The organism is Amphritea pacifica (assembly GCF_016924145.1).
Classification (GTDB): domain Bacteria; phylum Pseudomonadota; class Gammaproteobacteria; order Pseudomonadales; family Balneatricaceae; genus Amphritea; species Amphritea pacifica.
Genome location: NZ_JAFFZO010000002.1, coordinates 22,374 through 46,766, shown reverse-complemented (window position 1 = coordinate 46,766; position 24,393 = coordinate 22,374). Strand labels below are relative to the sequence as shown.

At 50.0% G+C, this 24,393-nt stretch carries 25 protein-coding genes and 1 tRNA gene; 9 read left to right on the top strand and 17 right to left on the bottom strand.

Annotated features, from left to right (window positions below):
* The first annotated feature begins 308 nt into the window (after positions 1-308).
* The 5 genes from JW499_RS22610 (at position 309) to JW499_RS01140 (ending at position 4,556) form a co-directional block, all read left to right on the top strand.
* A complete protein-coding gene (locus JW499_RS22610; protein WP_205208864.1) occupies positions 309-1,817 on the top strand; it encodes a flagellin in 1,509 nt (502 codons plus the stop codon).
* Between the two features lie 80 nt (positions 1,818-1,897).
* Positions 1,898-2,278, top strand: coding sequence for a flagellar protein FlaG (locus JW499_RS01155; protein ID WP_091361449.1), 381 nt, complete (start codon positions 1,898-1,900; stop codon positions 2,276-2,278).
* Positions 2,279-2,325: 47 nt separating this feature from the next.
* On the top strand, positions 2,326-3,732 hold the full coding sequence (gene fliD / locus JW499_RS01150) for a flagellar filament capping protein FliD (RefSeq protein WP_205208863.1): 1,407 nt from the start codon (positions 2,326-2,328) through the stop codon (positions 3,730-3,732).
* Positions 3,733-3,789: 57 nt separating this feature from the next.
* The gene (fliS, locus tag JW499_RS01145) at positions 3,790-4,203 is read left to right on the top strand and encodes a flagellar export chaperone FliS (RefSeq protein WP_205208862.1); all 414 of its coding nucleotides are present in this window, start codon (positions 3,790-3,792) and stop codon (positions 4,201-4,203) included.
* 2 nt (positions 4,204-4,205) lie between these two features.
* Positions 4,206-4,556, top strand: a complete 351-nt coding sequence (locus JW499_RS01140; RefSeq protein ID WP_205208861.1) for a hypothetical protein — start codon at positions 4,206-4,208, stop codon at positions 4,554-4,556.
* An 84-nt stretch (positions 4,557-4,640) separates the two neighbouring features.
* Here JW499_RS01140 and flgL read toward each other — a convergent pair whose 3' ends face one another.
* The 13 genes from flgL to JW499_RS01075 form a co-directional block, all read right to left on the bottom strand.
* Positions 4,641-5,870 carry a flagellar hook-associated protein FlgL gene (flgL, locus tag JW499_RS01135; RefSeq protein WP_205208860.1) on the bottom strand — a complete coding sequence of 410 codons (1,230 nt, stop codon included), beginning with the start codon at positions 5,868-5,870 and terminating at the stop codon, positions 4,641-4,643.
* 20 nt (positions 5,871-5,890) lie between these two features.
* Entirely contained in the window at positions 5,891-7,948 is a 2,058-nt protein-coding gene (flgK, locus tag JW499_RS01130) for a flagellar hook-associated protein FlgK (protein WP_205208859.1), read from the bottom strand.
* An 84-nt stretch (positions 7,949-8,032) separates the two neighbouring features.
* Positions 8,033-9,178 carry a flagellar assembly peptidoglycan hydrolase FlgJ gene (flgJ, locus tag JW499_RS01125; protein WP_232846160.1) on the bottom strand — a complete coding sequence of 382 codons (1,146 nt, stop codon included), beginning with the start codon at positions 9,176-9,178 and terminating at the stop codon, positions 8,033-8,035.
* A gap of 5 nt (positions 9,179-9,183) precedes the next feature.
* Positions 9,184-10,278: a flagellar basal body P-ring protein FlgI gene (locus JW499_RS01120; protein WP_408627309.1), complete on the bottom strand. Its 1,095-nt coding sequence runs from the start codon at positions 10,276-10,278 to the stop codon at positions 9,184-9,186.
* 19 nt (positions 10,279-10,297) lie between these two features.
* Positions 10,298-10,972, bottom strand: a complete 675-nt coding sequence (gene flgH, locus JW499_RS01115) for a flagellar basal body L-ring protein FlgH (RefSeq protein ID WP_205208858.1) — start codon at positions 10,970-10,972, stop codon at positions 10,298-10,300.
* A gap of 22 nt (positions 10,973-10,994) precedes the next feature.
* A complete protein-coding gene (flgG, locus tag JW499_RS01110; protein WP_205208857.1) occupies positions 10,995-11,780 on the bottom strand; it encodes a flagellar basal-body rod protein FlgG in 786 nt (261 codons plus the stop codon).
* 36 nt (positions 11,781-11,816) lie between these two features.
* Positions 11,817-12,560 carry a flagellar basal-body rod protein FlgF gene (flgF, locus tag JW499_RS01105; RefSeq protein WP_205208856.1) on the bottom strand — a complete coding sequence of 248 codons (744 nt, stop codon included), beginning with the start codon at positions 12,558-12,560 and terminating at the stop codon, positions 11,817-11,819.
* Between the two features lie 161 nt (positions 12,561-12,721).
* Positions 12,722-14,641: a flagellar hook protein FlgE gene (locus JW499_RS01100; RefSeq protein ID WP_205208855.1), complete on the bottom strand. Its 1,920-nt coding sequence runs from the start codon at positions 14,639-14,641 to the stop codon at positions 12,722-12,724.
* 14 nt (positions 14,642-14,655) lie between these two features.
* Positions 14,656-15,330, bottom strand: coding sequence for a flagellar hook assembly protein FlgD (locus JW499_RS01095; RefSeq protein WP_205208854.1), 675 nt, complete (start codon positions 15,328-15,330; stop codon positions 14,656-14,658).
* 41 nt (positions 15,331-15,371) lie between these two features.
* Complete coding sequence (gene flgC, locus JW499_RS01090) at positions 15,372-15,806, bottom strand: flagellar basal body rod protein FlgC (protein WP_091361473.1); 435 nt, start codon at positions 15,804-15,806, stop codon at positions 15,372-15,374.
* Positions 15,807-15,808: 2 nt separating this feature from the next.
* A complete protein-coding gene (gene flgB, locus JW499_RS01085; RefSeq protein WP_205208853.1) occupies positions 15,809-16,210 on the bottom strand; it encodes a flagellar basal body rod protein FlgB in 402 nt (133 codons plus the stop codon).
* 370 nt (positions 16,211-16,580) lie between these two features.
* On the bottom strand, positions 16,581-17,405 hold the full coding sequence (locus tag JW499_RS01080; RefSeq protein ID WP_332873976.1) for a CheR family methyltransferase: 825 nt from the start codon (positions 17,403-17,405) through the stop codon (positions 16,581-16,583).
* A gap of 49 nt (positions 17,406-17,454) precedes the next feature.
* Positions 17,455-18,390: a chemotaxis protein CheV gene (locus JW499_RS01075; protein ID WP_205208852.1), complete on the bottom strand. Its 936-nt coding sequence runs from the start codon at positions 18,388-18,390 to the stop codon at positions 17,455-17,457.
* A 128-nt stretch (positions 18,391-18,518) separates the two neighbouring features.
* Between JW499_RS01075 and flgA the strand changes: the two genes are divergently transcribed.
* The 4 genes from flgA to JW499_RS01055 all read left to right on the top strand — a co-directional run bounded on the left by flgA (position 18,519) and on the right by JW499_RS01055 (position 20,229).
* A complete protein-coding gene (flgA, locus tag JW499_RS01070; RefSeq protein WP_332873973.1) occupies positions 18,519-19,169 on the top strand; it encodes a flagellar basal body P-ring formation chaperone FlgA in 651 nt (216 codons plus the stop codon).
* A gap of 117 nt (positions 19,170-19,286) precedes the next feature.
* Complete coding sequence (gene flgM / locus JW499_RS01065) at positions 19,287-19,601, top strand: flagellar biosynthesis anti-sigma factor FlgM (RefSeq protein WP_205208850.1); 315 nt, start codon at positions 19,287-19,289, stop codon at positions 19,599-19,601.
* A 5-nt stretch (positions 19,602-19,606) separates the two neighbouring features.
* Positions 19,607-20,095 carry a flagella synthesis protein FlgN gene (locus tag JW499_RS01060; protein ID WP_205208849.1) on the top strand — a complete coding sequence of 163 codons (489 nt, stop codon included), beginning with the start codon at positions 19,607-19,609 and terminating at the stop codon, positions 20,093-20,095.
* A 58-nt stretch (positions 20,096-20,153) separates the two neighbouring features.
* A tRNA-Arg gene (locus JW499_RS01055) sits at positions 20,154-20,229 on the top strand.
* A gap of 81 nt (positions 20,230-20,310) precedes the next feature.
* On the opposite strand, the gene JW499_RS01050 is transcribed toward JW499_RS01055, so the two are convergent.
* The 4 genes from JW499_RS01050 to JW499_RS01035 all read right to left on the bottom strand — a co-directional run bounded on the left by JW499_RS01050 (position 20,311) and on the right by JW499_RS01035 (position 24,371).
* Positions 20,311-21,321 carry an AbrB family transcriptional regulator gene (locus tag JW499_RS01050; protein ID WP_205208848.1) on the bottom strand — a complete coding sequence of 337 codons (1,011 nt, stop codon included), beginning with the start codon at positions 21,319-21,321 and terminating at the stop codon, positions 20,311-20,313.
* 89 nt (positions 21,322-21,410) lie between these two features.
* A complete protein-coding gene (locus tag JW499_RS01045; protein WP_205208847.1) occupies positions 21,411-22,934 on the bottom strand; it encodes a tripartite tricarboxylate transporter permease in 1,524 nt (507 codons plus the stop codon).
* 10 nt (positions 22,935-22,944) lie between these two features.
* Complete coding sequence (locus JW499_RS01040; protein ID WP_332873972.1) at positions 22,945-23,397, bottom strand: tripartite tricarboxylate transporter TctB family protein; 453 nt, start codon at positions 23,395-23,397, stop codon at positions 22,945-22,947.
* Positions 23,394-24,371 carry a Bug family tripartite tricarboxylate transporter substrate binding protein gene (locus JW499_RS01035; protein ID WP_205208846.1) on the bottom strand — a complete coding sequence of 326 codons (978 nt, stop codon included), beginning with the start codon at positions 24,369-24,371 and terminating at the stop codon, positions 23,394-23,396. The genes JW499_RS01040 and JW499_RS01035 overlap by 4 nt, the downstream gene beginning before the upstream one ends.
* Positions 24,372-24,393 lie beyond the last annotated feature (22 nt).

Here is a 24,393-nt window from a genome sequence, read left to right as displayed (position 1 = left end):
ATAGCGGTGATCGCGTCAATACGAAATCTTATTACACACGTACTTCAGCATGACGGATCCCTCTTTAACAAAAAATTACACAAAATGGGTAATACTCAGTTTAGCCTCCAGCCCCCGTAATACGAGGCCTTTAATAAAAATGTCCATTTATTGCGACTTTTTCACTCACACCCCCCTAAAGTTTCAAAACGGTGCGCCGTTAACCCATTCACGAAATGAAATTATAAGTGAGGCAGCATCGCTGTCTCGAATGCTCAAAGAACCAGCCGGGGGGACTCCATAACCGGTTCGGTTAAGGAGATGAGAAAATGGCAGTTATCAATACAAACATCGCTTCAATCAATGCTCAGAACAACCTGAGCAAATCCCAGAACAATCTGCAGACATCCCTGCAGCGTCTGTCTTCTGGTCTGCGTATCAACAGTGCAAAAGATGATGCGGCAGGTCTGGCGATCTCCGACCGTATGACCTCCCAGATCCGCGGTCTGAATCAGGCGGTTCGTAACGCTAACGACGGTATCTCTCTGGCGCAAACCGCTGAAGGCGCAATGTCAGAGTCTACAAACATTCTACAGCGTATGCGTGAGCTGGCCATCCAGTCTGCCAACGATACTAACAGTGCATCTGACCGGGCCAATCTTCAGAAAGAAGTTGTTCAGCTACAATCCGAGTTGAACCGTATTGCCGACACAACATCTTTTAACGGCAAGAATATTCTCGATGGTACATTTACCTCAGGTAAATTCCATGTTGGTGCCGAGGCTGATCAGGTTATCAACGTCTCCATTGGCAGCACCCGCGCTACCAGCATGGGTAACTACTCATTAACAACAGGCGGTACTGGTTCAACTGCAGTAGCAGCTGCGGCGACAGCCGGAGCAAGCACTACCTTAGGGACTGAAGATCTGACAATCAGCGGTCCATTAGGCTCAACCACCACGGCGGTTGATGTTGCTGCCGGCGACAGCGCCAAAACTGTAGCGGCAAAAGTCAATGCCGTACAAAGCGATACCGGTGTAACCGCGAAAGCAGTCAGCCAGGCGAAAATCACTTCTGTGTCTGCAGGTAACGTAGCCTTTACGCTGACTGGAGATACTACTGGGGGAGCACAGGCCATCACTGCTAACGGTGTTACATCTACCGATGTATCAGCACTGTCAGAAGCAATCAATGCGAAAACCGGTACAACCGGTATTACCGCAGAGCTTTCCAGCGATAAAACCTCTATTACGCTGATTAGCGCTAATGGTGATGACATCATTATTGAAGGTGCGACAAACGGTGCCGACGGTACTAACGTTATGACCGTACAAGGCCTGAATGCTGATTCAACAAACTCAGGTGCAGCAGCGACTCTGGTGGATGCATCAACCACAGCAACCAATGCAGATAGTACTCGTGTTGCGGGTGATGTAACTTTCTCAGCCAGCGGAACATTTACCGTTACTTCAGGTGCAGCAGGTGGATTATTTGGAGCGACTACCGCAAATACTTCAACTCTTTCTTCAGTTGCAGCCATTGATATCAGCTCACAAACCGGCTCAAACAATGCTTTAGATGTCATCGACCAGGCGCTGGCGTTTATGGCTGGACAACGTGCTGACCTGGGTGCGGTCCAGAACCGTCTTGAAAGTACTATTTCAAACCTGAGCAGTATCAGTGAGAACGTCACTGCTGCCCGTTCACGGATTCAGGATGCAGACTTTGCTGCAGAAACTGCCAACCTGACTAAGAACCAGATTCTTCAGCAGGCGGGTACTGCGATGCTGGCTCAGGCAAATACTTTGCCACAGGGCGTACTGTCTCTGCTACAGTAAGCATAGAGCATTAACGGAAAGGGCGGGCTTTGCCCGCCTTTTTTAGCTAACCACTTCAGATCTGAGCCAGGAGGTACGTCATGTCCAGTGAAATGCAGGTCTCTTCCACTCAGGCCACTGCAAAGCCCACTGTTGATCCGTCGGCTAACGCCACGCAAACACAGCAAGCCCAGCAACCACAGCAATCCACTGTTCAGAAGCCGGCAGGGCCTAGCCCGGCAGATTTTTCTCAACAGAGCGTTGAAGCCCTTCACGAAACCGTTGCTGCCATCAATGACTTTATGTCTCAATTCCAGCGGACACTGAACTTTTCAGTTGACCAGGAAGGCGGACAAACGATAATAAAAGTTATTGATAAATCAAATGATGAGTTGATCCGACAGATCCCCTCTGAGGACTTTATCGAGATCAGCAAACATATTGAGCAGATGAACAATCTGCTGTTCAGCGAGAAGGCCTGAAACGCCTTCTCTGCTTCTCTTTCAGAGAATAGCGAAGCGAGGTAGTTATGGCCATTTCATCACCAGGTATTGGCTCTGGCATCGATATAAAATCTCTGGTTCCCGACCTTGTAGATGCCAGTCGGGCCCCTACACTTAATCGACTTGCCAGGAAAGAAGCCACACTTCAGGCTGAACTCTCTGCAGTCGGCTTGCTGAAAAGTGCTCTGTCCGAATTTCAGACCAAACTAGACGGACTGAAAGATGCCACAACTTTCAGCAATAGAACCGCGGCTTCATCTGACAAAGCAATTGCCGCTTTCACTGCCGACAATAATGCGGCAGCAGGAAGTTATTCTCTTGAAATAACCAGTCTGGCATCAGCACAAAAGCTGGTAACCCAGCAGGATTATGTCATCAGTGAAGGAACACTTGAGTTTGCCGATGCCGGAGGCAGTTTCACCGTCACTCTGGATGGCACCAATAACGCGACTATTGAGTCTGTCCGCGATGCGATCAATAACGCTGAAGATAATATCGGCGTCACTGCCACAATTCTCGTAGTTAATGGCAGCAAGCGTCTGGTATTTAACGCAGATGAAACCGGAGCCGAAAACCAACTCACAATTACCGGCACAACCATAACAGGTGATCTTGACATCTACGATTACAATTCGGGTACCGCTACCCCTGATGTCAATGGTGATGTTGTCACCTTCTACGATCAGGTCGTTGCAGCAGCCGATGCCGTGTTCAGTGTTGATGGTCAACCGATGACCAGCGCCACTAATACCATCACCGATGTTATTCCAGACGCAACCATCACCTTAGCTGGCACCAATGTTGGCGAGCCCATCACACTGTCAATCAGCGAAAATAGCAGTGCAATTAAAAATCAGATCTCGACACTGGTTGATGGTTATAACGAGCTAATCGCGCTGATTAATGAACAAACCAGCTACAACCCTGATTCTGACACAGCCGGCCCACTATTTGGTGACTCCCTGATCGGTTCAATTGAGCGACAGATACGCAACACTCTGACCAGCCGGATCGATAACAACGACAGCAGCTACACTTCACTGGCATCAATCGGTATTACAACCACCAGTGATGGTTCACTTGAACTGGATTCGGGTAAACTGGATACCGCGCTGAAAGATGATTATACCGGTGTCACCACACTCTTTTCAGATGACACACAGGGAGTCGCCTTCAAAATTGACGCTATGCTGGAGAACTACCTTCAGATCAGCGGCACCATTGATGGTCGCACGGATTCGATTAACGCCAAGTTAGAAGGTATAAGCGACGAGAGAACCAAGCTCGATTATCGTAGTGCACAACTTGAAGCGCGACTTTATAAACAGTTCAATGCGATGGATCTGTTAGTTGCTCAACTCAATTCTACCGGATCCTGGTTGAGCTCCGCACTGGACAATCTACCCGGTGTTGTTCGTCAGACTAACAAGTAATTTTTTAGCCGTCCCATATGATGAGCTGGCGGCAAACCGTTTTTTTAAGGATCTATTATGAATCGTAACCTTGCTTCACAACAGTATCAAAAAATAGGCCTGAACTCAGCCCTGGCGCATGCAACCCCCCACCAGCAGGTTTTGATGCTGATGAATGGAGCCCTGGGCAGTATCGCTACGGCAAAAGGCGCTATAGAGCGTAAAAATACTGAATTAAAAGGCACAAGCCTGAGCAAAGCGATCTCGATTATCGGCGGCTTGCAGGCCTCTCTGGCGGATACAGAAAGCAATGAGATCGCCCAGAATCTGGATAACCTGTACATCTATATGTCCAGTACGCTGATGAAAGCCAATATCGAATCATCTGTTGAAAAGCTGGATGAAGTGACTCAGCTACTGCTGGAGATCAAGTCAGCCTGGGAAAAGATCCCAGCTGAACACCACAACACCCAGAGCCCGGTAGAAAAATAGCCATGCCTCAATTCAGCCCTGCAGCCCGGAAGTGGCTGCAGGGGTTCACAGAGATAGAACGCCTGCAGCAAGAGATCTTTACTGCGCTCAGTCACATGACAGCAGATGAAGATGAGACAACGCTCACTAATCTGGTGAAACAACAAGACCTCGCGATTCGTCAGTTACCCTTTACCCAACTCAATGCTGAAGACGTTGCTCAGCTAAATGATAAAATAGCCTTGCTACAGCAGAATCATCAGTCGCTGATTCATGCAATCAGCCATCAAAGGCAGGTTCTGCTTGACCAGTCCAGTCAACACAAGAAAGCCGGCCGCAGCATTAAAGCTTATCAGCGTGCGCAGGATCTGTAATCTTACCTTTTAGCCTGCCCCATTAAAAAGCCCGGATCTCCGGGCTTTTTAATGAACGATATATTACCCAACAGGATAACTGAATCAGTTTATATAATTAAACAGACTCAGGTTCTGTATCTTGGCAAAACTGGCATACGCTGCATTCAGTGTTGTTTGCTGCAGTGTAAACCGACTGATCGCATCATTATAATCCAGATCCTGAAGAGATGACTGAGCTTCATTGGTATACAGCATATACTCCTCATTGACCGATTCCTGAGCATCCAGCGTATTCATTCGCGCACCGATACTTCCACGAACCTGAATATTTTTGCTCTCGATACTGTCAATCTGCAATAACGCCCGGTTGACGGCCTCATTCAGGCGCTCAGTTCCCTGCGGATCACCAACCGTATTAATACTGGTCAGTGCGGCATTCAGTTGGTGTACCATATTCAGAACGTTGGTACGTTGTGTTTCGGTCTCGATCACCACAGCCCCATCCGCCGGACTATCGATTACCAGACTCAGGCCTTCAAACTCGATGGTATCGCCCTGCTGATAACTGATATCTGTAAGCTCGGCAGCTGGATTGCCACCAAAAACAGGATCACCCTGGGCATCGGTAACACTGTAGGTTCCGGCTACGGTGTCGAAGGTAACAGTTGCCGGCCCCCTGCTGTCAGTAAACTCTCCGAAAGTGCCAAAGTCGGTAATGATTCGTCCGGAAAACTCGTTACCCGTTGCAGGCACCAGCGCTAACTGGCTCGGTACATTCTCGAATATATTAAAACCGGAATCGGTAGAGACAATATTGGCATTAGGGCCCACCTGAATAGACCGACTCCCTTCATCACCATTAAAGACATAGCTATCGGTAGCGCCATCATAACGGTAGGCCGCATCAAACCCCTTATAGCCCGAAAACAGATATTCGCCCTGAGTATCCTGAGTATTCAGCAGACCAAACAGTTGCGATTCCAACTCTTTCAACTCACTGGCAATCAGGGTACGGTCATTATCATTAACGGCCCCACTGTTCGCCTGAATCGCCAGTTCCTTTATTCTCTGGGTCGCGTTATTGACTGCATCCAGCGTTGTCTCTTCGAGATTGAGACGACGGCGGGAAACCACAATATTATCCTGAAACTTCTCAGTTTTTGAGATCTCTTTATCCAGCTTAATAAGCTGAGCGGTAGCAACCGGATCATCTGAAGGTTGCAAGATACGCTTACCGGTAGATAGCTGCTGCTGAGTTTTAAACAGGCTGCTATTAGCATTATTGATATTATCGGTATTGCGACTAAATATCTGAGCAGTTGAAATACGCATAATTTACCCTCTCCTGCTACTTAAAGGCTTTGAAGCAGACTATCAAAAATGGTTTGTGATACCCGGATCAACTGAGCAGAGGCCTGATACGCCTGTTGAAACTGCACCAGCTTAGCAGCTTCTTCATCAAGGTTGACACCGGAAACACTGTCCTTAGCACTGGTGGTCGTATCCAGTACAGCCTTACCAGCCTGTTCAGAGATAACGGCGGTTGCCGTCCGGGTTCCAACCTTTTCTACCAGACTACCGTAGAGTTCCTGATAGGAGCCATGATCAAACAGGGCCGTTTGCTGCAGATTACTCAAAGCGAAAGCATTACGGTTATCCGATACACCATCAAGATTATAATCAAAACCAAAACGGTCGCCTGGCTGCGGCTGGTTAGCGATTGTCACCGTATATCCATCCAGCTGAATCTCACCACCGGAGGTAAACGGCTGATCGGAAAGCGGGCCGACAGCGGGATCTAACTCCAGCACCACAGGATTGTTCGGGTCACTCATATCATAGATGGTATAGGTCATCTCACCGGAGGGGGATGAAGCCGGATCATTAAACACGATCTCTATCGGTGGTGACAGTTCACCCGCGGAGGCAAAGGCATCAGCCTTGGCATCTGTCATTGTCACCGTTGCCAGTCCGGTGCCCTGATTATCAATATTGCTGCTTACTTTTATCGGCGATGCTAACGCCAGAAGCCGGCCATCATGCAGCGATAAAGACAGATCTTCCGCGCCACTGGTTACCGGCTGAATAAGAAACCGGTCCCCCTTAATCAGTTTAGTACTGGTATCGATGGTTACCTTCATACCATCTACAGCAAAGGATAAAACCTGCCCTGCAGGGTCACGATAAAATTCTCCCTGGCCGACTGCATCAATCCCCTGAGCAGTGGTCAGCGGCGACAGCGGATCATCGACACTGGTCAACTGATCGATACGCACCTGCTTGCCGTCACTGCTGCGATACAGCGTTAGTCTGTTACCATCCCCCACAACCAGCTCATACTCACTTGCCTGCAACAGATCTGTTTGTTGAATTTCGACCCTGGCGATGTTCACTTCAGACTGGTTATTACTGTTGGCGGTGATCCGTTTTTGCTGCAAGAAATCATCGTTCATATTGGTAAACAGATCTGCGCCAAACTCGTTATTCAAATTCAGACCCAGATGGTGTTGTTCATTCATGCTTTCAGCAAAACCAACAGCAATCAGCCCCAACTGACTACGTGCATCATTCAACGCCTCAGACCGGTATTTGATCAGGCCACCCACTTTGCCGCCAACAATCTCGTCATTGATGTTAACCGTTTCATTCTTATTGACCAACGCCAACTCTTTTTGCGCACTATCAGGGCCCAACACTGACACGACTTTCTCCGCAGTCGCACCGATCACAAGAGGCTGGCCATTGCCAATGAAAATACTGTACTGATCGGAACTCTGATCAACCACAGTAACCCCGACAATTTCAGCCAACTGATTGGTCAGCAGGTCCCGCTGATCGCGCATATCATTAGTGGAGCGATTGGTCGCCGCCGCAGTGCTTATTTTGGCATTCAGATCGGCAATACTGGTTGCCAGGCTGGTGATCTGGCTGGCATAGCCATCCATCTGCGCATTGATCGTTTCGGCCTGACTCTTAAGGTTTGCATCCAGATTATTAAAACGCTTTACCAGAGCATCCGCCTGGGCAACAAAGAGTTCCCTGTTAGCCGTAGAGGTAGGGTCATCAACCACGCTCTGCAACGCACCAAAGTAGTCATCCAGTGCCGTTGATACACTATGGGTATCTGCCGCCAGCAGATCATCCAGCCGGCTGGACATCGCCGCATAAGCGGATGCCTGATTGTATGATGAGGTATCGGTCCACACCTGCTGAGTCAGGAACTTGTCGGTGATCCGCTCAATATCCTTAACAAACACCCCCGACAACTCGGGCCGGGTCACCAGGTTAACCCGCTGACGGGTATAGCCTTCAGTGTTTACATTACTGATATTCTGACCAATTGTACTCAGTGCCGTCTGATTGGCCTGAGTTGCCTGAATACCTATATTTAATAAACTGGAACTGGACATAAAAAAACTCCCGGGAACACTCTATCGGCAAAGCAGGGAGCAGACAGGTTTCACCTAGATACTGCTCTCTGTAGCGGCCAGAAACTAACTTTCTTTAGTGCCTGAACCCTCTCTCAGATCAGAACTGAGTCCGGCCAGAACATCCCCATCAAAAATTCTGCCAATCTTGTCAGCATACTCAGGATCGGTAGCATAGCCCGCTTGCTGCAAGCCTCTCAGATACTGATAAGGATCGCCTGCCTGCTCCAGCGCTTGCTGGTAACGGGAACTGTTTTTCAAAAATGAAGCGTAATCGCGAAAACTCTCTTCGTAAGAATCGTAAACCCTGAATGCCGAGCGCTCTTTCTGCGCGACGCCATCACGAAACTCAACCGTACCGACAAGGGCTTTTTCACCTGACCAGCGGCTATCGGCCTTGATATTAAACAGGTTATGACTACTGCCCCCCTCCGGGCGCTGAATCAGATAACGCCCCCAACCGGTTTCCAGTGCGGACTGGGCTAACAATACTTTAGGGTCAACGCCCAGCTCAGCGGCAACACTCTCAGCCAGCGGCAGCAGAGTCTCAACAAACTGCTCCGGGGTATCAAAACGCGATGGCTGGCGGGGCATCGCTGGTGTCTGCCCGGCCTGAATATTCTGAGCAACAACCGGAGCATTAACATTATCAGTGCTGGCGGAAACAGCAGCGGTTTCAGAAACAGCGGTCGTCTGTTGCTGAGATTGAACCTGAGACGGCACCTGTGACGCTTCCTGAGCTTTTTCAAGCGCACGGGAATTGGCCTGTGCCCGTCCCAGAATCGCCGATGCCGCCATACTGGCCGCACTATCCACCGTCCGGTTTAATATCCGTTCCGACTCCGAAAGAGGCTTGAGTCGCTTCTCCTCTTTATCATCCCCCAACCGCGGATCGATATTGCCTCCCAGTTGCCGCACCAAAATCTCAGCCAGACCAAACCCTTTATTTTCGGCTATCTCTTTGGTCAGTTGGGTATCACCCATCTGCTGATAGAACTCAACCTGGGAACTGTTGAAATAGCTATCTTCCGCAAAACTGGCATTGGCTTCACGCATACTTTTAACCAGCATATTCAGAAACAGCTGTTCAAATTGTTCAGCAACCGCCTTAAGCGCAGCCGGATCTTTATCCTTAGCCTGCTGGCGAAGTTTGTCCATCTCCCCCAGTTCGGTATACAGCTGCGCATGTTGAGTCAGATCGGTTTTCATCATCTACCTCAGATCACGATCAGTTCGGCTTTAAGAGCACCGGCTTGACGCAGGGCTTCCAGAATGGCCATCAGATCCCCCGGCGCAGCCCCCACCTGGTTGACCGCTTCAACAATATCCTGCAACGAAGCACCGGGGGAAAACTCAAACATATGGCCACTGCCTGCATCCACTTCGATACCGGTCCGCGGGGTCACCACGGTGTCACCACCCGCCAGTGCATTGGGCTGATCCACATTCAGATCTTCAGTGATCGCCACTGTCATCCCCCCGTGGGTTATCGCCACGGGAGAGACCCTGACATTCTGACCAATAATGATGGTACCGGTACGGGAATTAATAATCACTTTCGCCACTTCCTGAGCAGGCTGAACCTCAAGGTTTTCCAGCACAGAGAGGAAGGACACCCGCTGATCGGGGTCGCGGGGAGCAGATACCCGAATCGATGTTGCATCCATCGCTTTCGCCATACCCGGTCCCAGCAGGCTATTAACCTGTTCGGCGACCCGCCGGGCGGTGGTAAAATCCGCATGGTTCAGATTCAGCACCAGGCTATCCCCCTGGGCAAACGCATTGGGTACGGTACGCTCCACCGATGCGCCACCCGGAATACGGCCAACACTGGGAACATTCAGCGATAACCGTGAACCATCCGACCCTTGCACACCAAAACCGGAGACCACCAGGTTACCCTGTGCGATGGCATACACCTGCCCGTCGGCACCTTTCAGCGGAGCCATAATCAGGCTGCCGCCCCGCAGGCTTTTTGCATCGCCAATCGTGGATACCGTTACGTCAATCGTCTGGCCGGGTTTGGCAAAGGGCGGCAGATCGGCATGGACTGCCACCGCTGCAATATTTTTTGACTTTGGATCGATATTTGGCGGAATCGCCACTCCAAAGTTATTCAGCATATTGCGGAACGTCGCAGAGGTGAATGAGGTTTTATCGCCGGTGCCATCCAGTCCCACCACCAGACCATACCCCACCAGTTGGTTGCTACGCACCCCGGCAACCGAGGTCAGATCTTTGATCCTTTCGGCAAATACTGCGTTACTGAACAGCACTGCTGTTAAAGCTAGTAACCAGAAACGTTTCATCATTTTTCTCCGCTTCATCTGCTCAGAACGGCCACAACGGGCCAATAAAGAACTTCGACAACCAACCCATAGAGTTAGAGTCGTTCAGGGCACCAGAACCACTGTAGGTGATCCGGGCATCGGCGAGCTGAGTTGAGTACACCGTATTGCTGGTAGAGATATCCTGAGGCCGGATCATACCGCTGACACGGATATACTCGTCGCCCTGATTCAGAGTCAGCCACTTCTCACCTTTAACCACCATCAACCCATTAGGCATTACTTCATGCACAGTCACCGTGATATTGCCGTCCAGGCTGTTACTCATATCGGATTTACCCTCACCATCGAACGCTGTGGAGGAATCACCGCTACTCACACTCAGAGGCTTACCGAACACCGTAGGCTGTATTCCCAAAACCGTCGGAGATCCCAGCGTCTGTGAATTTGACTTATCCACCGTGGTTTTATTGCTTTTCGAAGAGGAGGTACTCTCCTGCAGCACAACGGTGATAATATCGCCTACCCGATGCGCCCGGCCATCGCTATAAAGGCTGTTACTGGTTGCTGCATTAAAGATTGAACCGGTCACCTCTCTCGGGGCCTGCATTGCGGGGGGGCGGACCGGGGCAAAATGCGGATTGTCCGGTTTTGGTGGAGCGCTGACGCAACCTCCCAACATCAGAGTAGTGGCAAATATCAATGGCAGCTGTTTCATCGGTTACCTCCTCAACTCAGACTTACAGATTCTGCGTCACGTAGGACAGCATCTGATCTGCGGTTGAGATCACTTTAGAATTCATCTCATAAGCACGCTGGGTGGTTATCATATTCACCAGCTCTTCCACAGCGTTAACATTAGAGCCTTCCAGCATCCCCTGTCGCAGCTGCCCGGTGCCTCCCTCTCCGGGGTTAGACAACACTGCGTTGCCACTGGCGGCGGTCTCCAGATAAAGGTTCTGACCATAGGCTTGCAGCCCCTGAGGGTTAGCAAAATCGGCCAACTGAAGCTGACCAATCTGCTGCGGGTTAACATTACCCTGAACAACCACACTAACGATGCCATCGACGCTCACCGTCATCGACTGCACCCCAGTGGGTAGCGTTAAACCCGGATCAAGCAGATAGCCTTCTGAGTTGACAATCTCATTGTCAGCATTCAACTGAAACTGCCCGTGACGGGTATAACCGGTATCACCATTCGGCAGGGTAACCTGCCAGAAGCCCCGTCCCTCTATGGAGATATCAAACGATTCGCCAGTGGTCTGTAGCTCCCCCTCCTGAAACAGTTTCTGCGTTCCGGCAACCCGTACCCCAGAGCCCAGTTGCAAACCCGAAGGCAGTTGCGATGCTTCCGCAGTCTGCGCTCCGGGCTGACGCTGAATCTGATACATCAGATCTTCAAAGATCGCACGATCCTTTTTAAATCCAACGGTACTGACGTTTGCCAGGTTGTTGGAAATGACCTTCAGCGAGGTGTCCTGCGCACTCAGACCCGTTTTAGCAACAAATAGGGCACCATGCATACTTATTCTCCACCTGTGTTATTCATCATAATTCTATTACTGCAGTGACAAGATACGAGCCGCTGCAGAGGAGTTCTCTTCTGCGGTCTTCATCATCTTCACATGCATCTCAAACTGACGGGCCAGATCGATCACCGATGTCAGCTCGGAAATTGAATTCACATTGCTCGATTCAAGGAAACCGGAACGCACTTTGACATCATTGGCCGGCAACAGCGGCTGATTGTTGCCGCTATGCATCATGCCATCGACTCCCTTAAACAGCTGTCCCGGCTCCGCTTTAACCAGCTTAATACGATCCAGAATAGCCAGCTCGGTCGCCGCTTCGCCAGCGGGCTTGATGGTAATGGTGCCATCACCACCAATATCGAGCTTCTCAAACGGCGGCAGGGTGATGGGAATTCCGCCATTACCCATCACCCGGTCACCTGAGCGGGTCACCAGTTGATTAAACTGGTTGACCTGCAGCTCGCCCTGCCGGGTGTATGCTTCATTACCATTGGCATCGATAACTGCCATCCAGCCTTCACCATCAATGGCAACATCCATCGAGCGGCCCGTCTGCATCATGGTGCCACTGGACATATCGGTTCCGGGGCGTTCAGCCATGGCATACACCCGTGAGGCAAAACCATCCCCCTCAACCTGCATCGCCCGGGCCTGGGCAAAGTCAGCTTTAAAACCGGTTGTGGTCGCATTCGCAAGGTTGTTCGCATGGGCCTGTTGTGAACGCATATTCTCCCGCGCCCCACTCATAGCCAGATACAACACTTTATCCATTGGATTCCCCGTTTGCCGTTCGCACCCTGAACCGGTCAGACATTGCCGCTTTAGGGTTAAAAATTCACTACCCTGTAAAATGCAATGGCTGTGCCAACCTTTATCAAAGACACAAAAAAGGCGACCGAAGTCGCCTTTTAAAATAATGTATCAAACCAAAATCAGATCTGCAGAATTGCCTGAGTCACCGTATTCAGGGTTTCCAGTGTTTTCGAGTTTGCCTGGAAGTTACGCTGCGCCTCGATCAACCTTACCAATTCTGTCGACAGATCAACGTTGGATTGTTCCAGCGCGGCAGAACGCAGGCTACCGTTCAAACCGGTTCCCGGTGGGTTAAGCACCGCATTACCCGAAGTCAGTGTTGCACCCCATTCGGTATCACCCGCTGGCTGCAGGCCTGACTGGTTTTCAAAGGTTGCGAACGCTACTACACCGAGGTTCTGCTTCTGGCCATTGGAGAAAGCAGCAACCATCTCACCCGTTTCAGCAAAGCTCACCCCGATCAGGTCACCTTTGGTGTAGCCATCCTGAGAAGAGGCTTTAACAATTGATGCGGACGCAAACTGTGTACTATTGGACAGATCCAGATTGATCAGAGTCTCCGTATTCGCCGGATCAGCACCCTTAATGGTTAACTGAGGCGCGGTGGCGCCGCGGGAAAAGGTCGTTCCGTTGACACTGTTCAGGAAACCGGTAGTGGGATCGAAGCCCAGCATCACAGAACCCACTTCACTCAGGGTATCCTGCGGTTTAATTGCAAAACCTGACTCACCCGGATCGACACTTTTACCGATATCCAGCAGTTCAGTACCATTAAGGTAGGCGAACATCTGATACTGCCCACGATAACTGTTATCGCCTTCATAGGTACGCTCTGGAATCGCGGTCAAAACAGTTCCACCGGTCTCTGACACACTGAATTCTGAGCCGATGTTGCCGTAGTCCGCTTTAAAACGGATATCCAGCCTGAACGACCCCGCTTCATCCACAACCGTCACTGACTCAACATTGGGGTTTCGGTCTTTAATATCGGTCTCTCTTGCACGGATCTGATCAGCTATATCATTTAGTGTTGGCACCGTCGGACTGGTAGCAATTTCAATCGGAACACCACCAATTGTCAGAGTTGTATCAGCCGCAGGCACCGCTAAGGTATAGGCGTAGTTCTCGTTTGCGTCACGCTCAGTCGGCTCAGGTGTAATATCAGCACCGCCAGCGTCATTGATCAGCATATCACCATAGCTGCTGTATTTAGCATAGGTCTCAAAACTGATAGTTCCATCTGCAGCATTATAAGCAAGGGTAGTTGTATCTATACGCTTATCCGTACTTTTCAGGGTATCCAGAGCAACCGGATCAGGAGTACCGGCAGCATCAAAACTAACGTTAACTCCGCTGATCGTTAAGTTAGTAGGCACAGTTGCAGAAACCGTGTAAACATCACGAACCGGACGCTGCTCAACAATATTGTATTTAACCGTGTTTTCATTACCCAGGCTGTCAAAGGTTCGCACTGTCGTACTGTAGGTGAACGAAGAAGGCACATCCTTATCATAAGGCGTACTTAACAGCGTTGGGTCCGCTGCATCATTGATGTTAAACGACAAACCAATATTGTTAGTTGCCTGGGGAGGACTTTCCTTCTGGTCAACCGCCAGGTTTCCGATAGGCAGACGGTTACCCTGTGAATCCAGACCGTAGCCCTGCAGATATTTACCCGACTTAGAGACAACAAAACCATCTTTATTCAGCTCAAATGCGCCAGCACGTGTGTAGGTCACACCGCCCTGCCCATCATCCAGCTGGAAGAAACCGGAGCCATTAATCGCCAGATCCAGGTTATTGTTGGTAAACTCAGTGGTACCCGCCTGAAAGTTTTGTGCAATATCCGTTACGGTAACACCGGAACCGGCGACATTACTGGAACCGGCGCCAACAACCGCGGTTGCATAAATATCACCAAACTCTGTACGCGAGGCTTTAAAACCAATGGTACTGGAGTTCGCGATGTTATTACCGGTTACATCCAGATTCGTTGTTGCCGCCTTAAGCCCTGTTATCGCAGTATTAAAACCCGCCATGATTCTTCTCCGATTTACCCAATTCGTTTGACATCACTGAAGTCGACCGAGCCAGCATCGGTATTTACCTTCATACCGATACCATTTTGCCCCAGCGTGACGCTATTGACGTTATAAGCAATAAAGCTGCTAGCCGTTTTATAATTACCATCAACCTGCGCTTCAGCGACAACCCGATACTCCCCTGGAGGACGATCACCGGCATTCCACACAAAATAGTGGTCTCCACTCCCCTGACTGCCCATCTCAACTTCATCAATAAGATTATTAGCGCTGTCATAGATAGAAACCCGCAGGTTCTCGGTGCTCACAGGCAGTTCAACCACCCCTCTGATCTCACCTGATTCACCTACCTGTGCCACATCGGTCTTGGCATATACATCCTGACCAATCAGTGAAGACGCCTGCAGAGCAGCCTGACTTGAGAGCAGTGAAGCCGACATGTTTTCCATGGTCGTATTCAGCTTGGCAATATTCTCCACCGTACTCATACTGGCGATCTGCTGCATAAACTCGCTGGTTTCAGCAGGGCTGGTAGGGTCCTGATTTTGCAACTGTGCAATCATCAGCTTCATAAACATCTCACTGTCAGCGTTGCCACTGCCTTGTGCCGATGTGGAATTACTCTGATTCTGCGCATTGATCTTGTCGTAGATCGATTGCGTTCCCGAAACGTCGTTAACACTCATAACATATACCTCACATCAGGCTTTCATCACATCGCCGGGGCTTACTGGCCCAGCGTCAGAGCCTTCTGCATCATCTGTTTTGCCGTATTCATGATCTCAGCATTTATCTGAAAAGAGCGTGACGCCGAGATCATATCCGCCATCTCTTCTACAACATTCACATTCGGGTAGTAGACATAACCATTCTCATCCGCCATCGGGTGATCCGGGTTATACTCCTGACGCAGCGGGGCATCACTTTCAACGATCCCTGAGATTGAAACCCCCTGACCCGCCTGCGTTCCCATGGGTATTCCGCCCGGCTGCAGATTATCGGTTTGTTTCAGCTCAAACACCGGCTTACGGGCGCGATAGGTTTCACCGGCACTGCTGCTGACACTCTCAGCATTAGCCATATTACTGGCGGTGGTATTGAGCCGCACCGTCTGTGCACTCATAGCAGATCCAGCAATATCAAAAACATTACCCAGAGACATGGTTATTCACCCCTAATCGCATTACTAAGACCTTTGAACTTTTTATTCAGAAACTGAAATGAAGCCTGATAATCAACCGCATTTTTGCTATAGCGAGCCATCTCTTCCTGAACATCCACCGTATTACCATCGATACTCGGCTGACTGGGAATCCGGTACATCAACTCCGCAGCAAAGTCAGAGTCGATTAATCCCTGGTTGTGTCCGGCATGGGTACGGGCCATTGGCAATGGCTGCTGCCCCTCCTGAACACCCTGCAGAATACTTTTAAAATCGATATCCCGGGCTTTGTAATTTGGCGTATCGCCGTTAGCGATATTATTTGCCAGAATTTCAGCACGCTGAATTCGCAGGCCCACCGCCTGTTCATGAATTCCCAGCGCTTTGTCAAAGCTGATTGCCATCGATTTTCCTCAAAGTGTCCGGTTTCAGATCTTCATACCCAACAATGCAAGAGCGATACCAACACCAACAAACCCTTTTAAAACATAACCTTAATGTTTTTCATATAGCGATGCGGCAACACTTATCCGGGAAATAGCGGCAAAGCGGCAAAGTAAAACGGAGAGCGGCAATGAAGGGGCATGGCTAAAAATGGAATTTCCATCCAGGTCTGATGGACACAGACACGACAGCGTGCTTACAGAGTGTTGTCTGTTTTAACGATCTTTCCAACAGTTGCAAAGAAGGTTTTTGCGAGGAACGAGTAAGACACGCGCTTTGTGACGCTCTAACGACGAGTGCCAGATAACTAAAAAACGCGCTCAAGGCGCGTTATTTAGCTTTATAGATGATACCCGGGCGACAATGAACCATTTCAAACAGATTATTCAGCTCACCAATAGACTCGGATGCACCCAGAAGCAGATAACCACCAGGTTTGAGTGTTTTATGGATTTTCGTCAGAATTTCGCGCTTACGCTCAGACGAAAAATAGATCAGGACATTACGGCAAAAAACAATATCGCAGGGACCAATACCTGTATAGGCGCCAAGCAGGTTCATCTCTCTGAAAGTCACCCGTTTTTTAATCTTCGGTAACAGAGACCAGCCATCATGTTTTCCCGGTACGAAGAACTTTTTCAGTCGATCCTGCGACAGCCCCCTTCCCAGCGCCAGCATCTCATATTCAGCCAGGCGTGCCTGCTCCAATACCCGGGTGCTGATATCAGTAGCAATAATCTCCTCACCCAGTCTGAACGCTGCAGGGTTCTGATCCTTAAACTCATCAATAATCATACTGATGGAGTAGGGTTCCTGTCCGGTAGAACAGGCGGCTGACCAGACCTTAAGCCGCTGAGTGCCCGCCTGCTTTTCGGCCAGCTCAGGTAGCAGCTTATCTTTTAATATTTCATAGGGATGAATATCGCGAAACCAGAGCGTCTCATTGGTCGTCATCGCATTGATGACCTGCTCTTTCAGAAGACTGTTCCCTGGACGCTCCAGAGTCAACACAAGCTGACCCAGTGAATCAAACTGTCCATCAATAAGAATTTTACTTAAGCGACTCTCCACCAGGTATTGCTTGTGTTTTGCCAGTAGTATGCCGCATGCCTGTTCAAGAAACTGGCAAAACTGATCAAACTCCTGTTGAGTAATCCTTATTTTCTGGCCGTTCAGAACACCATCCTCTTACGTATTGTATTAATCACCCCTCTACTGACTCTATTCGCTGAATCACCGCCTCAGCCAACTCATCCGGATTAAACTTGCCAATAAAGGCATCAGCCCCGACACGCTTCACCATCGCCAGATTGAAGCGACCACTCAGTGAACTGTGTAACATCACGTATAAAGGCTTCAGACGAACATCCTCACGAATTTTCTTCACCAGAGTATAGCCATCCATCTGAGGCATTTCGATATCGGAAATCACCATCAGAAACATATCGGTCATCCGCTGATCTTTGTCCGCCATCTCTGTCAGCATATCAAGGGCCGCTTTACCATCGTTCGCCGTGGTCACCTTTATATTCAGGTTTTCCAGCGCTTTCTTTACCTGAGTCCGGGCAACACTGGAATCATCGACAACCAGAATATGGTATTGCGCAGCATTCTTCTTGAAGTTCTCAGTGACTTTAGTTGTCTTTACATCAGTACTCACCGGAATAAGATCAGCCAGCACCTGTTCGACATCAAGAATCTCTATCAGCCCCCCTTCATGCTGGACAACGGCGGTCAGATAGTTCTTCTCATTGGTTTCAATAGGTGGAGGACTGACCTGATCCCATTTAGCGGGCAGAATACGATCAACATTGCGCACCAAAAACGCCAGAACCCGGCGGTTATACTCTGATACGATCAGAAAACAGTTCAACCGATCCTCTGCGGGGATGGGCCCGCCGCCAATTGCCTGGGAAAGATCAATCACCGGAATCGTTTCCCCACGGATATGGGCCAGGCCTTTAAGAGCAGTGGTCTGCTTTGGAATACCTGTCAATTCAGGACAGGTCAGAACTTCCCGGACTTTGAAGACATTGATACCATATTCCTGGTCATCATTAAGCCCAAACAAAAGCAGTTCCAGGCGGTTCTGTCCCGCCATATTGGTACGTTGGTTTACAGTACTGTTTATACCTGACATGATGCTCTCTGTACTATGCGTTACCTGAACATTGCCAACATTATTGATGAGTAGCAATGCGAACTTCCGGATCAAGCGTGAAAAAAAACATATTCTCCACAATAATCACACTTATAGCTATGTTAGCCGTGCCAGTAAAGAGCACTCTGGCCGCTGAAACAGACTCGATTAGCCAGAAAGCACAGCAATTCCTGGAGCAACAGTACCAGAAAACAGCCCCCATGGCGCGCACCGTCGTCAGAGTATCTCCCCTGGCACCCACCCTGGATAAACGCCGTTGCAATGGCCCGATATCCTTTATTCATGCACCTGGCAGGGCAACCCGAATCACGGCCAAAGCGATCTGTAATCAACCTGTGTGGACTATTTTTATCTCTGCCACCATTGAACAGTGGCAACCTGTTGTGGTCTCCAGCCGGGCACTGAGTAAAGGCACCATTTTGGGTGATTCTGATATCTATCTGAAAGAGTATGATACCAAAAGTCTGTCGTCAGCCTACTTTACTAACCCCGGAGAGCTGATCGGCAGAGAGGTCAAGCGGTCGCTTGCCTCTAACCAGATCATCTCACCGACGCTGGTTGAAAAAAGATTACTGATCCGAAAAGGAGATCTTGTCTATATCGAAGCCCGAAAAGGGGCTATGACCGTCCGCATGACCGGTACCGCCGAACAGGATGGTTCTCTGGGAGAGCAGATCAGTGTAATCAACAGCCGTTCAGGCAAACAGGTCTACGGATATGTAAAGAGTCAGGGGGTCGTTTCAGTCAATGGTCAATAGCAACCCTCGCAGGCCGATATTTGAGCTGCTATACTGGGCTCATTAATTTACAAATAGCATTAAAGTTTTCCACCAGCACGCCGATAGCTGTATTCAGAACAGCATGAGGACCAGAAAATGGTTATTGATATCACGGGTTTAACGTCTTCTTCACAGGCGGCTAACTCTCGTGCCAAGGTAAATGATCAGCCTGCAGCCGAGAGTAAATCTCAGCAGACTACTGCTACAGAGACACCAGTCTCAGCAGGAGTCAGCCTGAGCGATGCGGCACAGGCAGTACAGAAAAGTGCCGGACAGGTCGTTGAAGAGGGCATTTCTGTCAATGAGCAGAAAGTTGCCGAGCTGAAAGCTGCAATAGATGACGGCAGTTATCAGATCAACTATGAAAGTACCGCTCGCGGTTTGTTCCAGATCGAAAGCATGCTGGATTGATACCGTTGAGCGCACAGCCACCACTCGATCAAATTAATGCCCTGACAACTCAGGGCATTACTTTTCTTACAGCACTGTGTGAATTGCTTGATGCAGAGTACCAGGCGCTTCAGCAGCGCAACATCGAGCAGCTACAGGAACTGGTAGAAAAGAAAACCGATATTCTTCAACAACTGGAAGAAAACAACCAGACCCGCAATCAACTCTTTGTCGCTGCCGGTATAACCCCGGACAAAGAGGGTCTGCAAAGCTATCAGGCACAGCTAAACAGTACTGAATCAACGTCATTCCGCTCATGCTGGACAGAACTGGAGCAGGCACTGCATCAGGTCAATGATAAGAATAAGCGCAATGAGATTATCATCAGCCGCAACAGCCGCAACCTGGAACAACTGATGAGCATCATCAGAGGCCAGAACCAGAAAAATACCCTTTACAATCAAAGCGGCGGAAAAGGTAACTACGCTGCCCAGAACAGTCTGGGAAAAGCCTGATTTTTTTTGATTTACCCGTGACCTCAGGCGCCAGAACAAGTAGAATCCCTGCCACTGCCTCCCCGTAGTTCAACCGGATAGAATAGGGCCCTCCTAAGGCTTAGATAGGGGTTCGAGTCCCTTCGGGGAGGCCATTCCTGACATTGCCACAACGGCAATCATCTACCGCCTGCTAAGACCTCTTCCAATCAAAGCGCTTTTCTAATGCTTTATTGTCATGCTTTTCGTCTGATAAGCATCATCAGCAGTGGTATCGTCATACTCATGATCAGCATTCTGAACATCTGATGGGAGGCAACAAACAGCGCATCAACATCCTGATTCATTGCAATAGCGATCATCACTTCCATTCCGCCGGGCGCATAGGCTAGCATCGCCTGGGTCCAGGGAACGGCAGCAACGTAGTGTAAAACTGTTGCGAAAACGCCTGATATAATCAGGGTAATCATCAAACCGCCGGCCGCCGCCCTGATCTCTGCAATTGACTCCTGAATATCGATATTGTTAAAGCGTGAACCGATGGCGCAACCAAGAAACACCAATAGGGCAACCAGAATCATATCGGGAAAGCGCCAGTTCCAATCCAGCCCCTGCTTCAACAGCAGGGTGGCCAGAATCCCACCCACCAGCATCGGTGCAGGGAGTTTAACGCGCTTCAGAATCCAGCCAATAACGGCTGCCAAAGCGATGGTAACGAACATTCGTTCAGGGTGTTCAATATGAAATCCCTGTAACGAGACTCTGCGTTCGGCGACAGGCAAAAAAAGGGGTATGCAGAACACCAGAAATAATAAGCGTACACTGTGTATCAGCGAAATACGACGCACATTAGCATTCACTTCTGCGGCCATACTCAGCATAATCGCCAGATTGCCCGGTACTGAGCAGAATAACGCCTCGTCCCTGTTCCAGCCCCCCCTGGACAGGTAGTACCGATATAATACCCATAACAGCGAAGCCAGCATCAGGCACATCAGTACAATCGAACCAGCCCAGTGCAGCAACTGGTCTACCAGCCCAGTTTCGATATTGAGCGCCACCGAGATACCCAGAAACAGCGTGATCAGCGAGGATGTTGCGGCAGGCATCGCCACCTGAATGCCACTCACGCCTGCCAGCACCACCGCCAGCAATGCGCCAATTAGCCAGGCCGACGGCAAACCGAGCCAATAGGCGAGCAACCCGCCCAGAGTCCCGAAGATCATCGTTCGAACAACTAGCAACATGTTGATTATGTCCAAAAAAAGGGGGGGCAAAAGCCTCCCCCGAAAGTGACAACAATACCTAAGAACCACCTGCTACACCGGGGTCAGAATCAATCCTCAACCTCATTCGCTTTTGCCAGCAGTTTACGCATCTTGATTGAACGCATCAGGCTGGGGGCGATCACTGCAACAACGGTGGCTGCGGCCATCACATAGGTTATCGGACCATCGAGCAGGATTGACCAGTCACCACCCGAGATAGACAGCGCTCGCCTCAGATTAACCTCCAGAACTTCGCCTAATACCAGCCCCAGAATAACCGGAGCAAGCGAGAAATGGAGCTTACGCAGCAGAAAGCCAACCACTCCCAGCAGCACCATAAAGAACAGGTCAAAACTGTCCCCATGAATCGAATAGATACCGACAAAGGTCAGCATCGCGATCACAGGCACCAGATATGCCTGGCGGATTGACAGTAAACGAACAAATATTCCGATCATCGGCAGGTTCATCACCAACAGCGCGATATTCCCGACAAACATTGAGGCGATCAGCCCCCAGGCAATATCAGGGCGCTGTTCAAACAACAGAGGTCCCGGGGTGATGTTAAACATCATCAGGGCACCGAGTAAAATCGCGGTGGTACCACTCCCCGGAATACCCAGTGTCAGCATAGGCACCATCGCTCCCACCGCAGATGCATTGTTGGCGGCTTCCGGCGCGGCCAGGCCGCGAATATCACCTTCCCCAAAGTGCTCGTTTTCATCTTCAGCAAAACGTTTCTCTGTACCATAGGCTACCGCACTGGCAATCGACGCCCCCGTACCCGGCAACACACCGATCAGGAATCCCATGATAGTGGAACGGAACACCACCCACTTTACCGCCAGCAGATCGGCCACGGTGACGAAACTTTTACCCAGCGGACTGACACCCAGATCATTACGCGCCCAGGATTCAAGCAGCACAAAAATCTCACTGATGGCAAACATCCCGATCACAACAACCAGAAAGTCGACACCATCAAAGAAGTTCGGGATGCCCATCGTGAAACGTAACACACCGCTGCCGGAGTCGACCCCAACGGTTGCCAACACCAGGCCGATCAACACACCCACCAGCGTTTTAACCGGACGGGAGCCGACCATGGTGGCCAGACAGGTAAAGGCAAATATCATCAGCCAGACATATTCCGATGGCCCGAATTTAACCGCAAACTGACTCAGTACCGGAGCACAAACCACCATCAGTAACAGCGCCCCCATACTGCCGGTAAAAGAGCTGATAGCTGACAGCGCCAGTGCGCGTCCCCCTTCCCCTTTGCGCGACAGGGGGTAACCGTCAAGGGTTGTCATGATCGCCCCGGCGTCACCGGGAACATTAAGCAGAATACTGGAGATACGGCCACCATATTCCGCGCCATAATAAACGCCTGCCAGCAGAATCAACGCAGACTCAGGCGGCAAACCCAGGGCATACGCCAGCGGTAACAGAATGGCCACCCCATTAATCGGTCCGATTCCCGGCAGGGAACCAATCAGCGTACCAATAAAACATCCCAGCAAAACCAACAAAAGATTCAGCGGGAGAAAAGCAACCCCAAACCCGGTTGCCAGATGATTGAAAACATCCATAGGTCTACCCCTAGAAAACGCCGGCCCACCAGGTACCAGAAGGAACATTAAGCTGTAACAGCGAGGTCAGCAGAAAATAGCTGATCACACTCATCACCAGAGCAAATAGAGCGGCACGTTTGGGTGTCTCACCAAACAGCCAGCTAAAAGCGCCACCCACAATAAAGGTGGCAAGAATGAACCCGGCCCCTTTAAATAGCGCAGCATAAACAACCATCAGCACCAGACCGGCGAACAACTTTTTCATAATGTCGGCGGTCGGGTGCCAGTTGTTGGCATCAGGCTTAATGATTAACCAGACGGAAACAATTGAGAGCAGAATACTCAGAATAATCGGAAAGGCTTTTGGCCCCAGAGGTTCATACTGAAAGGGTACGTCAAACTGAAGTGCTGACCAGACGATCAGTCCGGACAGCACCAGCAATATACCCGCAAGAATACGGTCATACATTGCCAATCTCACTTAATTAAGCCAGCTTCTTTCGCCAGATCACGCATATAGCCCACCCGGCTCTTAACGTATGAATCGAACTTTTCACCTGACATTTTGAAAGGGATCAGCCCTTTCTCATTCACAGTGCTCAGGAAAGCGTCATTGGCATACGCCTTATCAAACTGCCCCGCCCAGTAGTTGTAGGCTTCATCAGAGACATCCGGCCCCAGATAATAGCCGCGCAGAATTGTCCACTCGGCATCAAAGCCCTGCTCTTTAGCCGTCGGAATATCAGCAAACTCACCTTCCAGACGTTCAGGCGCCATCACCGCTAACATTTTCAGCTTACCGGCTTCCAGTTGCCCCACCATCTCGCCGACATCACCCGGATAGATCTGAATATGGTCGCCCATCAGCGCAGCAATCGCTTCACCGCCACCTTCATAAGGAACATAGCGCATCGTTTTTGGATCAACACCGGATGACTTCATCAGAATCGCAGCTTTCATCCAGTCCTGGCTACCGACACCACCACCAGCGCCCAGAACATACTTAGTCGGGTCAGCTTTGACGGCAGCGACCAGCTCAGCCAGAGTATTCCAGGGAGCATCCGCACTGACAATAACGGCACCGTAATCGACACCAGCCGCACCCACCCAGCGAGCATCGTTTTCATCCAGGTCTTTACCAAACTTACCCTGAGCGATGTTCAACAACGAGCCAGAGCTGAATGCCACCAACGCATTACCATCATCACGACGATTCGCATTGATATAGTTATACGCCACGGCACCAACACCGCCTGGCATAAAGGTCACTGCCATCGGAGTGCTCAGCAGATCGGCATTTTTAAAGCCATTGGAAACGATACGACAGGTTAAATCAAAACCACCACCGGGCTTTGCCGGTGCGATACATTCAGGTTTAGAAGGTTCATATGCAGCAGCGTGCATTGCAGTTGCCAAACCAGCAGCCAGTGCTAGTATACGAAGCTTGGACTTCATGGGACTCTCCAGTGTTTTTTTG

What these genes read in the sequence shown, in the direction of transcription:
- JW499_RS01075 (WP_205208852.1), bottom strand. Translation starts at nt 18,390, where the DNA reads ATGTCAGGTATAAACAGTACTGTAAACCAACGTACCAATATGGCGGGA.
- JW499_RS01120 (WP_408627309.1), bottom strand. Translation starts at nt 10,278, where the DNA reads ATGATGAAACGTTTCTGGTTACTAGCTTTAACAGCAGTGCTGTTCAGT.
- flgG (WP_205208857.1), bottom strand. Translation starts at nt 11,780, where the DNA reads ATGCATGGTGCCCTATTTGTTGCTAAAACGGGTCTGAGTGCGCAGGAC.
- JW499_RS01045 (WP_205208847.1), bottom strand. Translation starts at nt 22,934, where the DNA reads ATGGATGTTTTCAATCATCTGGCAACCGGGTTTGGGGTTGCTTTTCTC.
- flgC (WP_091361473.1), bottom strand. Translation starts at nt 15,806, where the DNA reads ATGTCTCTGGGTAATGTTTTTGATATTGCTGGATCTGCTATGAGTGCA.
- flgH (WP_205208858.1), bottom strand. Translation starts at nt 10,972, where the DNA reads ATGAAACAGCTGCCATTGATATTTGCCACTACTCTGATGTTGGGAGGT.
- flgM (WP_205208850.1), top strand. Translation starts at nt 19,287, where the DNA reads ATGGTTATTGATATCACGGGTTTAACGTCTTCTTCACAGGCGGCTAAC.
- JW499_RS01100 (WP_205208855.1), bottom strand. Translation starts at nt 14,641, where the DNA reads ATGGCGGGTTTTAATACTGCGATAACAGGGCTTAAGGCGGCAACAACG.
- JW499_RS01155 (WP_091361449.1), top strand. Translation starts at nt 1,898, where the DNA reads ATGTCCAGTGAAATGCAGGTCTCTTCCACTCAGGCCACTGCAAAGCCC.
- flgF (WP_205208856.1), bottom strand. Translation starts at nt 12,560, where the DNA reads ATGGATAAAGTGTTGTATCTGGCTATGAGTGGGGCGCGGGAGAATATG.
- JW499_RS01095 (WP_205208854.1), bottom strand. Translation starts at nt 15,330, where the DNA reads ATGAGTGTTAACGACGTTTCGGGAACGCAATCGATCTACGACAAGATC.
- JW499_RS01140 (WP_205208861.1), top strand. Translation starts at nt 4,206, where the DNA reads ATGCCTCAATTCAGCCCTGCAGCCCGGAAGTGGCTGCAGGGGTTCACA.
- flgJ (WP_232846160.1), bottom strand. Translation starts at nt 9,178, where the DNA reads ATGATGAAAACCGATCTGACTCAACATGCGCAGCTGTATACCGAACTG.
- JW499_RS22610 (WP_205208864.1), top strand. Translation starts at nt 309, where the DNA reads ATGGCAGTTATCAATACAAACATCGCTTCAATCAATGCTCAGAACAAC.
- flgB (WP_205208853.1), bottom strand. Translation starts at nt 16,210, where the DNA reads ATGGCAATCAGCTTTGACAAAGCGCTGGGAATTCATGAACAGGCGGTG.
- flgL (WP_205208860.1), bottom strand. Translation starts at nt 5,870, where the DNA reads ATGCGTATTTCAACTGCTCAGATATTTAGTCGCAATACCGATAATATC.
- fliS (WP_205208862.1), top strand. Translation starts at nt 3,790, where the DNA reads ATGAATCGTAACCTTGCTTCACAACAGTATCAAAAAATAGGCCTGAAC.
- flgK (WP_205208859.1), bottom strand. Translation starts at nt 7,948, where the DNA reads ATGTCCAGTTCCAGTTTATTAAATATAGGTATTCAGGCAACTCAGGCC.
- JW499_RS01035 (WP_205208846.1), bottom strand. Translation starts at nt 24,371, where the DNA reads ATGAAGTCCAAGCTTCGTATACTAGCACTGGCTGCTGGTTTGGCAACT.
- JW499_RS01050 (WP_205208848.1), bottom strand. Translation starts at nt 21,321, where the DNA reads ATGTTGCTAGTTGTTCGAACGATGATCTTCGGGACTCTGGGCGGGTTG.
- fliD (WP_205208863.1), top strand. Translation starts at nt 2,326, where the DNA reads ATGGCCATTTCATCACCAGGTATTGGCTCTGGCATCGATATAAAATCT.